This is a genomic window from Prosthecobacter fluviatilis, from assembly GCF_042655725.1.
Classification (GTDB): domain Bacteria; phylum Verrucomicrobiota; class Verrucomicrobiia; order Verrucomicrobiales; family Verrucomicrobiaceae; genus Prosthecobacter; species Prosthecobacter fluviatilis.
On the sequence record NZ_JBHSMQ010000015.1, the window covers coordinates 62,210 to 75,351 of the forward strand.

Sequence of the window (13,142 nt, forward strand, 5' to 3'; positions counted from 1 at the left end):
CACAAACGGCGTGGGACTGGACACAAACAGAGGGGCAATCAAAGGAAAGGTTGCCTTTTATGTGACGTTTTGGCTAGGCTCGTGAAATTCCAGTCCGCGCCCTCCCGGGCTCGGCGATGTGCCTGACCTACCTACTATTCCCATGCAAACCACTCCAAACCAAACCACCCGCCGCACTTTCATCCGCGGCACTGTGGCCGGCGCCGCCGGTCTCGCTGTCCTGCCTACATTTTCTGCTCCCCTGGGAGCCAATGCTGATGTCCGTGTCGCGGTCATCGGATTCAACGGCCGTGGTGCCGGCCATATCGGCAGCCTTCTCGGCATCAAGGGCGTACGCATCGTCGCTCTCTGCGATGTTGATAACAAGGTGATGGAAAAGCACGTCGCCTCCCTGGCCAAGAAAAACATCACCGTGAAGCAGTACAAGGACTTCCGTGAGTGCTGCGCGGACAAGGAGATCGACGCCATCACCATTGCCACGCCAAACCACAGCCACACGCTGATTGCCATGACGGCGATCGCGAACGGCAAGCACGTCTATGTGGAGAAGCCCGTCTGCCACAACATGTGGGAAGGCCGCAAGCTGGTGGAAGCCGCGGCGGTGGCTGAAAAGCAGGGCCTCGTGGTGCAGCATGGCATGCAGCGCCGCTCCTCCCCGGGCTGGCAGGCCGCCATGGACTGGGTCAAGGCCGGAAACATCGGCAAAGTGCAGCTCTCCCGCGGCATCAACTACAAGGCGCGCAAGAGCATCGGCAAGGTGGCCGAGCCCGTGAAGCCTGACGCCGCCGGCCGCATCGCCGGTACCTTCCGCGACACCGGTGGCAAGCCGCAGATCGTGGATCTGGACTACACCCTCTGGTCCGCCCCGCGCGCGGTCCTGCCTGTGCGCCGCGAGCAGATGCACTATGACTGGCACTGGCAGTGGGCCTATGGCAATGGCGACATCGGCAACCAGGGGCCGCATCAGCTGGACGTGGCCCGCTGGGCACTGGGCAATCCTGAATTGCTGCCGAAGCGCGTGATGAGCTTTGGCGGCCGCTGGGGCTACCAGGATGATGGCGAAACCGCCAACAACCAGATGGCTTTCTATCAGTGGGCCGAAGGTGCACCGCTGCTCTTTGACAACCGCGGACTGCCCATGAAGGACATGAACTGGACGAAGGGCTATGAGCCCGTCTTCCGCATCAACGGCAAGACCGCCGCCCCTCGTATCGGCAACGTGATCCACTGCGAAGGTGGTTTCGTCGCGGAAGCGAAAGCCTACGACAACCAGGGCCAGGCGATCCAGAAATTCGATGGCTTCGACGAAGGCGCCGATCACATGAAAAACTTCATCGAGTCCGTGCGCGCCGGGAAGCTGATCAACAGCAACCTGCACGTGGCCCATGGCTATCATGCCGCCTCGCTCGCGCATCTTTCGAACATCTCCTACCGCCTGGGCAGGCAGCTCAGCGTGGCGGAGGTCAAGGAGCGCCTTGCCAACGACAAGGCCGGTCAGGAAACCCTGGCTGATTTCGTGGCCAACCTCGAAGCCAACAAGCTGGACCTCAATGTGGATAAGATCAGCGCCGGTCCATGGCTGGAGTTTGATCCCGTGGCCGAGAAGTTCACCGGCGAGTTTGCCGCCGAGGCCAACAAGCTGGCCGAGGATGAGTATGCCGCAGGCTTTGAGCTGCCGAAAATCGGCTGATCATCCCTGATTTAAACCCGTTCATGCAGCGCGGAGCCGGGAGACCGGCTCCGCGTTTTCATGCAGCCAATGGGAATTGCCTGGCAGGTAAGGATTCTCCTGCTTTGAGGCAAAACGGTTGCGACTTCAGCGCCGTGGTGCTAGCTGAGCCCCCCGTTCCCACCAAAACTCCAGATGCGACCCAACCAACTTCTTCAAGCCATCGGTGCCGAGCTGCGCATGCAGATCATGACCTACATGCAGAACGACCAGCGTGCCGCCTACAAGGCCGTGATTGATTCGCTCGCACCCGCCAAGCGCCTGCGTCCTGCCTTCATCCTGGAGAAATCCCGCGCCAAGCAGGCCGAATGGCTGCTGGAGCAGCTCAACACGAAGTCGAATGAGGAAGTGACGGCGCAGATTTTCCAAATCTGGCTGCTCAAGGGCCAGCCGCAGATGCTCATTACCTTCCTGGATGCCGCAGGCATCAGCCACGACGGCAAGGGAGAGGTCAGCGAACTGCCGGAAGAAATCACGGACGAGAAGGCCGAGGCCGCTGTTACCGCTCTTCTGGCCGCATATCCGGCCAAGCAGGTGGCGCTTTACCTTTACATGTTCCAGCAGCAGCGCGAAGGCGGCTGGGCATCGATCGCCAAGGCCATTGAGGCCCGTCCTGAGCTGAAGCTCGAAGCCTGAGATCCTGGCCATGATGGACGCCCTGGACCGCGCCATCGCCAACACGCAGGCGCATCTCGATGCCCTGCGGAATGAGCGTGGGCACTGGGAAGGGCGTCTCTCCAGCAGTGCGCTTTCGACGGCGACCGCCGTCGTCGCACTGGCGCTGGTGGATCGCGGCAAACATGCGGCACATATCGCTGCCGGTGCGCAATGGCTGTGCGAGCACCAGAACTCGGATGGCGGCTGGGGAGACACGACGCTGAGCAAGAGCAACCTGTCCACCACGCTGCTGTGCTGGAGTGCACTGCACCTCGTCGCACAAAGGGATTCCACGACGGCACGATCTGCTGACGCGTGGATCACCGCCCGGGTGGGATCGCTGGAGCCTGAGGCCATTGCCGGCGCGGTGGTGGCGCGGTATGGAAAGGACAAGACTTTCTCCGTACCGATCCTCATGCTCTGCTGCCTCTGCGGTACTTTAGGAGAGAGACCCTGGCGGCATGTCATTCCGCTGCCCTTTGAGCTGGCGGCGCTGCCGCGCACCTGGTTCGGGGCCATCGGCCTGCCGGTGGTGAGCTACGCGCTGCCTGCCCTCATCGCCATCGGCTACACTCGCTTTAAGAATGCGCCGCCTGCGTGGTGGAATCCGCTGCGCTGGGTGCGTGCGCTGGCGTGGCCGCGCATTCGGCCCATGCTGAAAGCGCTGCAGCCCAGCAGTGGCGGCTATCTGGAGGCCACGCCGCTGACTAGCTTTGTCACCATGGCGCTGGCGGGCGGGGGGCAGCTGGATCATCCCTGCCTGCCGCTGGCAGTGGAGTTCCTGCTCCGGTCAAAGCGGGAAGATGGGAGCTGGCCCATCGACACCAATCTGGCGACGTGGGGGACGACATTGTCTTTGCGCAGCACAAACTTCAGCACACCGCCTCTCCAGTGGCTGCTGGCGCAGCAGTACCGCGAGGTGCATCCTTTTACCAATGCGCCGCCGGGCGGCTGGGCCTGGACGGATCTGCCCGGGGGCGTGCCGGATGCAGATGACACCTCGAGCGCGCTCATCGCACTCAAGAAAACCGGTCATGTTTGCGATGCCGCCGTTCAGCAGGGCATCACCTGGCTGCTGGACCTGCAAAATCGTGACGGGGGCATTCCTACGTTTTGCCGTGGCTGGGGCACGCTGCCCTTTGACCGCAGCACGCCGGAGATCACGGCACATGCGCTGTGTGCGTGGTGGGTGTGGCATGATGAGCTGCCGGAGGCGCTGCAAAAGCGCATCGTCAAATCCACTCAACATGCATTCCGCTATCTGGAGCGCGTGCAAGCTGCGGACGGCTCGTGGATTCCGCTTTGGTTTGGGAATGAGCACACACCGGATGAAAACAATCCCGTCTATGGCACGGCGCAAGTGGTGAACCATCTGAGCGGCAGTGAGCAGCTTGCCGCTCTGTTTCATGCGCTGATCGAAACGGGGCGTGAATACCTGCGCCGCGTTCAGAAGCCCGACGGCTCGTTCGGTGGCGATGCCAGTGCGCCTGCGAGCATTGAAGAGACGGCGGTGGCGCTGCATGCGCTGAGCCACGGGGGCGATGATGTGCAGAAGAGTGCCCATTGGTTAATCGCCGCCACGGAAAATGGCACCCGTTTTCCCTCAGCCCCCATCGGACTCTACTTTGCCCGGCTCTGGTACCACGAGCAGCTCTATCCTGTTGTTTGGACGCTGGGAGCGCTGCGGGCGGCGAGGCAAAGCAGCCTTGTTGCTGCGGAACAAAGGGCGTAGCGCACGGGAGTACCGGAAGGTTTGGGTGATTACGAGAGGGATTCCTTGTTCCACAGGAACAAGGCTACTCTATTCCTGCTCCACGCTGCTCGTCACATCCACAGGCGGCTCGCCAGCGGCTTCTTTTTCGACGGGCTGAACGCGGATTTCGACGTTTACGGGGACGGCGCGGAGGCCTTCGATGATGCGCTGGAGGCGCTCGATGGTGGTGTCAGACAAGGTCGGCTTGCTTACGGCCTGCTCGATCTTTTCCAGGCCGAGCGTGAAGGCGTTCATGTGGCCGGTGATGCGGTTGATGGGATCGTTTTCGCCTGCGCCTCCGGTGAGCAGGTTGCGCTTGAAGGTGCTCTTGATTTCGGTCCAGCGGATGACATCGGCCTCAGTGGAGAGGCCGTTGATCTCGCGCCATTTGAGCAGGTTGGATTCTGCGGCCTGACTCAGCGTCTGCGCCTCGCCGCGATAGTGATCGGCGATGAGGCTGGCGACTTCAGCATCGGTCATGAGCGGGAGGATTTTCTCCGCGATCTTGTTCATGTTGCGGTAGCTGCCCTGGAGCTTGAAAGGCGGCTCGGTGCGGTAGGCGTCCTCCATGGCGGCGCTGCGCACATATTCCTGGTTCACGCGCAGGATGATCTCGCGAACGTGGAGAAGCTTTTCCATGACGGCGACGGCTTCGTTGATTTCTTCGGCGCTGTAGCTGCCTTCAAACTCCACGCCTTCTCTGGTGCCGGTTTGGGCGACCTTCAAGATGGCGAGGGCATCTGCGTGACTGCGTGAAGCAATGCGGGCCAGGGTGGCGTTGCTGGTGAGGCAGTTTTCAATGTAGCTGTCTTTGAAGGCTTCCTGATGGCCGCCGAGGATGTCTCCCAGGTTGTAGGTGTCGGCGCGGTTGGCCAGCATGTCGGGCACCTGAAATTTTCCGCCGACCTCGGTGTAGGGATTGCCGGCCATGACGACGGCGACTTTGCGGCCGCGCAGGTCATAGGTTTTGGCCTCGCCTTTGAACACGCCTTCGATCTTGCGGGTGCCATCGCAGAGGGAGATAAATTTTTGCAAAAACTCGGGGTTCGTGTGCTGGATGTCATCGACGTAGATCATGACATTGTCCCCCATCTCAAAGGCGAGGTTGAGCTTCTCGATCTCTTCACGAGCGCTGGCGTTGGCGGCCTCGGCGGGGTCGAGAGATGTGACCTTGTGGCCCAATGCGGGGCCGTTGATCTTTACCAGCGTGATGCCGAGGCGGCTGGCCACGTACTCCATGAGCGTCGTTTTGCCGTAACCGGGCGGTGAGATGAGCAGGAGCATGCCCATGCGGTCGGTGCGGGTGTCTTTGCCTGCAGCACCGAGCTGTTTCGCGAGGTTGGCGCCGATGAGCGGCAGATAGACTTGATCGATGAGGCGGTTGCGCACGAAGGAGCTGAGCACGCCGGCTTTGAACTGATCGAGGCGGAGCTCGCGGCGGCGGGTTTCGGCCAGGCGATGTTTGAGCAATTGGAAGGCTTCGAATGCGGGGACGACTTCGGCTTCGTAGCGTTGCAGGCGCGTGGTGAATTCGTGATAGTCCAGATCGAGCTTGGCCTCGGCGATACGCGCATGCGTGCCGGTCAGTCCGGTGATCGTGGCGCGTGCGGCGGGCTCGGTGGGGATGGCGGCTGGTGGCTGGTCGTTGGTCACGACCATGGCAGCGGTTTCAATCAGCACTCCACGATCAGCGGCGGGGTTCAACGCGGTGACCCATTCCAGAGCGATCTCAAACGCCAGCAGCGGCTGCGCGGTGAGTGCGGTCAGCGTTTCCTCGAAGTCCTTCGCCGCACGTTTGGCCGTGAGCTCCTTGCGGAAGCTGCGCAGCAGCTCGATGGCGGCGACGGAGCGGGTGAAAGGGGATTTGGACTGCAGCTCATCGAGCAGGCACACAGCAATCGCGGGTGCCGAAGCTTGAGGCAGGAGGCTGCTCACACGCTGGATCAGATCGTCATCGGGGGCGGCATGGGAGATGCCGAGGAGGTCGCGCATCCTGCCTTTGGACTGCATGCGTGCCAGGAGGGCTTTCTTGGCATCATCCTCCGGCCACGCATGCCAGAACAAGCGCGCATACCCGCGTGCTGCAGGGGAATGGCGCAGCAGGCCGAGCGCCTGCTGCATCTCGCGCAGGGGTTTCAGCAGCAGGGCGGCGTCGTGGTCATGCACGCCCTTGGTGTAGCCTTCGTGGTAGCGCTGGGCCATGAAGGTGGAGACGTCATCGCCTGCACCCGTTTTGAGCATCTGCCAGGCGAGGTATTCGGCGCGATACACATCTGCGTTTTCCGAAACGACGGCCTGGTCCCACACACCGCGCTGCGCCGTGAGCTCCGGGTTTTCGACGGTCTCGAAGAAACGTGTGCCGGTGAGATGGAAGGCGAGCGAGTTGTCGCGTGGGAGGATGGTGAGCTCCAGCGGCTGCTTGTTCACGCTGAACTGATGCTGGCCGAGCTGGATGAGATCGCCCCCACTGACGAAGATCTCCGCCTTGTCGCGGATCTGTTTCAGCGAGTCCTGCTGGACGGTCTTGAGTCGGGTTTGCAGTTCATCGGCACGGACGCTGTCGCCGAGTTTGCGCAGTTCGTCGATGAGGTCGCGCAGCTTGGCCACCATGGCGTCGGCAGCCAGCCAGGCGTGGACTTCCTCGGGCTTGGCAAAATTCGCGAGGCGGTTGCGGATGCTGGTGAGGATGCGCTCGGCGGACTGGCCGAGACTGCTGCAGCGGCGGTTCAGGGCATCGCTGAGGCTCTGGCGGCGGGACTCAAAGGCAGACTGCACCTCCTCGCGCTTCTGGATGAGCTCTGCGGCGTAATCTTCGAAGTCGGAGAAGCGTGTCTCCATCTCCTCGATCTGCACCAGCACGCGGGTGAGTGATTCGTCGCACTTCTCCGGGGTGGTGGCCACCTCGAGGTAGTTCAGCACGCTTTGGCTCAGCAGGCTTAGCTGCGCCTGAAACTGTGCTGCGCCTTCGGTCTTGGCGAGGTCATTGCGCCGGTTGCGCAGGACGCTGCGCACCTGGTTGAGCTGAGCGAAAAGCGTGGAGATGCCTTCGATGATGCGCGTGGTCTCGGTGGCGTCTTCGATCTTGAGGCCGCTGACGATGGCGGTGAGCATCTCCAGTTCGCTGCTCGATTTGGCGAGCGCTGATTCGACTTCCTGCGCTTCGGTGACCTTGGCCAGCGCAGGTATGCGGGCCTGCTGCTCGGTGATCTGTTTGCGGTAAGGGTCCAGCGACTCCGTCTTGAGCAAAAAGGTGACGCACTTGGCCGAAAGCTTGTCCGCGCCCTCCGCCACCGCCTTGTCCATGCGGTCGATCTCGGCGGCGTCGGTGTAGCGCACATCGCGCAGGGCGATGATCTGGCCGCGCAGCTCGCGCAGGGAGGTGAGCAGCCCCACAAAGCCGAGGATGTCGTCAGGGTCCGTGTTGGAAGCGGCGTTGAGAGCCTTCTGGGATTTCTCCTGCAGGGCGGCGGTCTGGTCCGCCGCCGTCTTGCGCATGCGGCTGACTTTTTCAAATTCGCCCAGCGCAGCTTCGGCCGTGCTCTTGATCTCGACGAGCGTGCTCTTGAGATCGTGCGCCTCCGCATTGCCCACCCAGAAATAGCTGTCGGCGATGTCGCCGCAGGAGCGGGCCAGCTCGACGTAAAGGCCGGAGAACGAGTCGTCCTTGGCCAGGAGTGTCAGCACGCCGTTGCACTCCGCCATGGCGCGCACGATTTCGGCGTTGCCGATTTTGCTCAGGAAGGTCTGCGAGGCCTTGGCGGCGCTGACATCGGAGGTAAGAAAGGGTGTACGCCAGACCTGGATGACGTGGTGCTTGCGTGGCTCATCATCGGCCAGGAAGAGGACAAGCTCGCCGCTGGGGAATAGGCTGAAGCCGTGGCAGGGCTGCGGCGTGGCAATGCTCTGCGTGATGAGGTTGTAGCTGAGCAGCAGGTAGGAGCCGCTCTCGAGATGACTGAAGACAAAGAGCGTGTCCTCGCCATTGGCGGCGGCGATGCGCTTTTCAAAACGCATGGGCGGCAGGCCGGTCTCAAAACGCCGCACCTCGCCTGTCTGAAGTACGTAGCCGTGCGGAAAGAGGACACCGTGGTCGTCAGGCAGGAGGACGCAGCTTTCTGCGATGCTGTCGATGCGATGCGCCTGGCGTGTGCGTTCATTGAAGACGAGATGCCGCCATGTCTTCTCCTGGTAGGGCAGCACCTTGAGCAGGATGAGGCTGCCGACGATGGCGTAGTAGACCTCCGCGTCGTCGAGCGTCTGGTCCCTGTTTTCGACGGGCTCGTTGTAGATGCCGCGTCCGGAGTCGGTGTTGTTTTCCACCTTCACCGTGAGGTCGCCGCCGATGGTCTCGACGAAGACGCGGTCCTCAATGCTGATGTGCGGGTGGTTGCCGTGGATGTACATGTCCCGCGTGGCGCGCTTCCATTCAAACTCCTGCGCGGGCGGGAAGATGAACTCGTGGTCGCTGCGGTTGCCGAGGTACTTGAGCGTGCCCTTGTCGTCATCCACCAGCCACTTGAAGGTCTTGACCTCTGTGGCGCGCTGGCCCACCTGAAAGCCCAGGTAGAGATGCGGCCCGATGCGGTGAAACTTCAGGAAGGAGGCGTGCTTGTAGTAGTTGTAGAGGTAGGCGAAGTCCTCCACAAACTGGGGGTCGCCCAGCAGGCTGTCCTTGTTGGGATGAAAGCTGTGGTCGTCCGGGTGGAAATCATACACCGCAAACACGTCCTCGATGCGCATGGTGCTGCGCAGGCCGAGGTGCACATTGTAGCCAAACAGGAAACGATGCGGCCCGATGGCGGCAAGGTCGCGCGGCACGCAGTTGTTCTCCGTGGTGAGCCGTGTGGTGGCCAGCAGCGCCGTCTCGATGCCGCCGAACTCGGACTTGCGATCGGTGTTCAGCAGATCCAGCCGCCGCTGCAATTCCGCACCGTGCTTGTTCAGGCGCTGACGAATGACCTCATAAGCACCGGCTTCGAGCTGCGGGGAGGGTGGGGGAGATGGTGCCGGATCAGCCATGTGTATCCATCCAGATCAATTTGAGAAATAATGCGGCATGCAGAAGTGCGAGAATGCCAAACCAGTTTGGGCCAGAGCAGACATCGACCACTGTCATGCCGATCACCAGCAGCGTCCAAACGGACTTGCCTGAATTCACCAAGGTGCGTTGCACTGCTGGAGCCGCAGGGTTCATCAGCTTACTTCTTCGCCGCCTTCGCTGCGAGCAGGCTGCTCACAGTCTGCTCCGTAAGCCCGAAGCGGGAGGCGGCGCCGACCATGCCGGTGAGTTTGTTCAAGGTGGCGGCGTCGGGATTGAGGCCGATGAGCTTGGAGAAGAGGGCGCTGAGCGTCAGATTCTTCGTGTCTTCGGAGGTGAGACCGAACTGGTCGATGATGTTCTTGAGCTGGGATTTGAAGTAGTCGGGATCGCCGGTGAAGAAGGTTTCCTTCACGTCCTTCAGCGTGCGGCTGCCTTCCACCATGCGGTCGATGGCGCGTGCGTTGCCGATGGCGGTGGTGATCTTGTCGAAGAACTGGCTTTCGCCGCCGATGATCTCGATCTTGGCGGACTTCATGGCCTCGCCAAGCACATTGGCCTGGGCGGCGGCGATGTCCTTCTGGATGTTGATCTGGGCAAGCTCGATGGCTTTTTCCTTGTCGAGCGTGAGCTTGAACTCCTCGTGTTCGCGTCCGGCGTTTTCGAGGAGCTTCATGGCCTGGGCCTTCTTGGTGATGCCATCGGCTTCCGCCGCAAGTTTGAGCTGCGTGACTTCGGCTTCCGCAGCACCCTTGCGCTGTGTGACCTCGGCGTCCGCAGTGCCCTGCTTCTGCGAAGCCTCGGCCTTGGCGAGCAGCACCTGGGCTTCGCCGAGACCAATGGCGGCGGAAGAGGCAGTCCTGCCTTCGGCGAGGGCCTTCTCGGCAGCGGCCTCCTTGGCTGCAGACTCCTGACGGGCCTCGGCAAGGGTGAGCAATTCCTGAGCGTGCAGCTCCGCAGCCTGTTTGGCGGCTTCGGCAGCCTTGATGGCGGTGAAGGCGGCCTGCTCTGCGGCAAGCTGCGCGGCCTGTTTGGCGGCCTCGGCTTCCTTGATCTTCTGGATGAGCTGCTCCTGGGCGTTTTTCTCGGCGTTGGTGAGCGCGACCTGCTTCTCGCGGTCGGCGGTGGCGAAGGCTTCGGTGTCCTTCATTTTCTGCTGCTCGACGACGACGGTCTTTTCCAGGGCCACGCGGTCCTTGATGACTTCCTGGATGTTCTTCTTCTCCACTTCCACGGCCTTGTCCTTCTCGATGGACTTGAGCGTGGTGATGCGCTCGCGGTCGATGATTTCGAGATTGCGGTCACGTGTGACGCGCTCGACTTCGACGGCGTCGGTGCGCTCCTTGTTGCGCTGGGCCACGAGGACCTGCCGCTCCTTGTTCTGTGTGGCGATGGCGATCTCCTCGTCGGCGCTGATCTTGGCACGCTCGGCCTTCAGGCGCTCCTCCTCCTGCACCTTCATCATCTCGGCGGTTTCGCGGGCGCGAACGCTCTCCACGTCTCGCTTCTGCTTGGATTCGGTTTCGGCGAGCTGGCGCTCCAGCTCCAGGATGGCCTCGCGGGCCTGCACGTCCTGCTGCTTGATGACCTTCTCCTTGTCGCGCTGGATGTTGTTGGAGAGCTTGGCCTGGGCGGCGGTGAGCTCGGTGATTTTCTTGATGCCCTCGGCGTCGAGGATGTTGTCGGGGTCGAGATTCTCAAGCTGAGTCTGCTCCAGGAAATCGATGGCGCAGTCGTCCAGGGTGAAGCCGTTGAGGTCGGTGCCGATGACCTTGAGGATCTCGCTCTTGAAGTGGTCGCGCTCATTGTAGAGCTGCACGAAGTCGAAGCGCTTGCCCACGGTTTTCAGCGCTTCGGAAAACTTGGCGTCAAACAGCACGCGGATGGTGTCCACAGTGCTCGCACGGGCGCAGCCGATGCTCTGGGCCACGCGCAGCACGTCCTCAGGCGTTTTGTTCACGCGGACGAAGAAGGCGACCTTGATGTCGGCGCGCAGGTTGTCTTTGCAGATGAGGCCCTCCTGGGCTTTGCGCTCGATCTCGATGCGCTTCACGGAGATGTCCATGTACTCGGCCTGATGCGCCACGGGGATGACGATCATGCCGTTGAAGGACACCTTGGTGCCGCCGATGCCGTTGCGTACGATGGCCTGACCCTGCTGCACTTTGCGGAAGAACCGCGAGAAGAGGATCAGAATGCCAAGGAAAATGCCGATGATGATGACTCCGACGAGGAGGCTGCCTTCGAGCAGCACGGCGAGGTGTGGGGATGAGGTCATAGGAAAGGGCTGGTTGTGGAGTCGGTGGGTTAGGTCTGAGGAGCGGATTCGATCAGGTAAAAAAGATGGTCAGGACCGGCGGCAATGACCTTGGCTGGGGTGCCGCGTTTCAGCGGTGCCGCATCGGGCCGGGTGCGGACGTTGATCAGCAGCGGGACATTGGCCGTGGTGATCTCAAGCTGGCCGTAGCTGGCGTCTGCCTCCGTGGAAACCACAACGCCGACGCGCCCCATGACCTCCTCGGCTTCAGAGTCGGCATCTCCCATGGCTTTGAAGAGCTTTGCGACGGGGAGGGTGACGATCTTGGTCAGGATGAGGCTGCCGAGCAGATTGGGGAGCAGAAGCAAGGCGGCCTGCTGCACACTGCCAGCCTGATTGTACCATTCGTTCAGCGCCAGGGAGCCCAGCCACATGAAGAGGACCAGGAAGCTGAGCCAGACGACCAGAGGCACCTGCGAAAAACCAAAAAAGCGGCCTGTGGCCAGCCATGCCCCGCCTGTGTTCAGTCCGTGTCCGTGGGAGGAGTCAGCTCCGGAAGGCGCGTCTGCATCCAGGCCGATATCATCTGGCAGATCCGCCTCGAAATCGAGCGCGCCCATCAGGACCAGCAGCCAGTAGCAAATGACTAGCGCCAGAAGCAGCGAGAGCAACAACTGGTGAGGCAGGATGGCGGCCTGGAAGAGTTCGATCACGTTGGGAGAGCTGGAGGAAGAGTGATGCGCGATATAAGCAACTGACCTGATGCAGGGCGATTACAATTTTGAAGATCGTCTTCAATGCTTTTAGTGAGGACGGGGGGCTCCTGTCAAAGGCGTAAACAAAATACTGAGTCGTCTGCCCCGATGGAAGGGATATGAAAGGTCCAGCAGAATAAGGATGGAGAAACAGATGGGCAGACTTCAGCCTTGAGGATTGATTATGAACCGTGAGAAGGATTGACAACACCGGCAGTACTCCTAGAATCGGCCTCGAATTCATCCCGAACAACAGCACAGCGAATTGTCAGTCAGTGGAGGTCAATGGCATGAGGAACACAGAATTTGAAGACGAACGGCGTCCGCCTAATCCGCCGCTGCATTCCGAGAAAATCGTCACGGATCGGAAGATTTTCTTCCTGGATCTCAAGGAAAATGACCGCGGCAAATTCATCAAGATCACCGAGGACGTGCGCGGCCGCCGTGACACGATCATTCTGCCCATCGATGCAGCGCAGGAGTTCATGGATGCGATGATGCGCACCCTGGACGCCGCAGGCGTGGACGAGTGAAGCTGGCCTCCCTCAGGGCGAGCATTCGGTCTGTTAAAGTCCATTTCTACCGGACATGACCGGAAAACATCCTCGATGGATTGTGAGCTTTCTCACAGGTGCTTTTGCATCAGCCATCCTGATCGGATGGCATGTCCTGCGGAGCAGTCACCATTATTCCGAGCTAGGCACCTTTTTTCAGGGAACAGTGGCCGGCCAGCAGGTGCAGGGAATCGCGTTTGTTGAACATGATGGCCTTGGGTTTTTGGAACTGACACAGTGGAAAGTGGAACTCGTGCGCCCGGGGCAGCATGTCACTCTCTACCGGAAGTCATCGGTATTTCAGGAGAAGGTTCCGTACCAGCCCAAGGTCGAGATCGACGGACATCAAATCCGCATTGATGACGGGGAAGACCGGTTCGTGGTGACCGTGCAGTAGGG

General features: G+C 61.1%; 9 protein-coding genes. 5 read left to right on the top strand and 4 right to left on the bottom strand.

Going from position 1 to position 13,142, the window contains the following annotated elements; translation table 11 throughout:
- Positions 1-142: 142 nt before the first annotated feature.
- The 3 genes from ACFQDI_RS24400 to ACFQDI_RS24410 all read left to right on the top strand — a co-directional run bounded on the left by ACFQDI_RS24400 (position 143) and on the right by ACFQDI_RS24410 (position 4,118).
- Positions 143-1,690, top strand: a complete 1,548-nt coding sequence (locus ACFQDI_RS24400) for a Gfo/Idh/MocA family protein (protein WP_377171974.1) — start codon at positions 143-145, stop codon at positions 1,688-1,690.
- Between the two features lie 174 nt (positions 1,691-1,864).
- Positions 1,865-2,365: a type 1 periplasmic-binding domain-containing protein gene (locus tag ACFQDI_RS24405; protein ID WP_377171976.1), complete on the top strand. Its 501-nt coding sequence runs from the start codon at positions 1,865-1,867 to the stop codon at positions 2,363-2,365.
- 10 nt (positions 2,366-2,375) lie between these two features.
- Entirely contained in the window at positions 2,376-4,118 is a 1,743-nt protein-coding gene (locus tag ACFQDI_RS24410; protein WP_377171978.1) for a prenyltransferase/squalene oxidase repeat-containing protein, read from the top strand.
- Between the two features lie 69 nt (positions 4,119-4,187).
- Here the strand turns inward: ACFQDI_RS24410 and ACFQDI_RS24415 are convergent, their stop codons facing one another.
- The 4 genes from ACFQDI_RS24415 to ACFQDI_RS24430 are packed head-to-tail and all read right to left on the bottom strand — an operon-like array spanning position 4,188 to position 12,147.
- Positions 4,188-9,158 (bottom strand): DNA repair ATPase, encoded by a 4,971-nt coding sequence (locus ACFQDI_RS24415; RefSeq protein ID WP_377171980.1) that lies wholly within the window; start codon positions 9,156-9,158, stop codon positions 4,188-4,190.
- Positions 9,151-9,333, bottom strand: a complete 183-nt coding sequence (locus ACFQDI_RS24420; protein ID WP_377171982.1) for a hypothetical protein — start codon at positions 9,331-9,333, stop codon at positions 9,151-9,153. Before ACFQDI_RS24420 ends, ACFQDI_RS24415 begins: the two co-directional genes overlap by 8 nt.
- A 4-nt stretch (positions 9,334-9,337) precedes the next feature.
- On the bottom strand, positions 9,338-11,455 hold the full coding sequence (locus ACFQDI_RS24425; protein WP_377171984.1) for a flotillin family protein: 2,118 nt from the start codon (positions 11,453-11,455) through the stop codon (positions 9,338-9,340).
- 29 nt (positions 11,456-11,484) lie between these two features.
- Positions 11,485-12,147 carry a hypothetical protein gene (locus tag ACFQDI_RS24430; protein ID WP_377171986.1) on the bottom strand — a complete coding sequence of 221 codons (663 nt, stop codon included), beginning with the start codon at positions 12,145-12,147 and terminating at the stop codon, positions 11,485-11,487.
- A gap of 332 nt (positions 12,148-12,479) precedes the next feature.
- On the opposite strand from ACFQDI_RS24430, the gene ACFQDI_RS24435 reads away from it, so the two are divergent.
- Together ACFQDI_RS24435 and ACFQDI_RS24440 are read left to right on the top strand one after the other, a co-directional pair.
- Positions 12,480-12,722 carry a DNA-binding protein gene (locus tag ACFQDI_RS24435; protein ID WP_184344133.1) on the top strand — a complete coding sequence of 81 codons (243 nt, stop codon included), beginning with the start codon at positions 12,480-12,482 and terminating at the stop codon, positions 12,720-12,722.
- A gap of 55 nt (positions 12,723-12,777) precedes the next feature.
- Complete coding sequence (locus tag ACFQDI_RS24440; RefSeq protein ID WP_377171988.1) at positions 12,778-13,140, top strand: hypothetical protein; 363 nt, start codon at positions 12,778-12,780, stop codon at positions 13,138-13,140.
- The last annotated feature ends 2 nt before the right edge of the window (positions 13,141-13,142 follow it).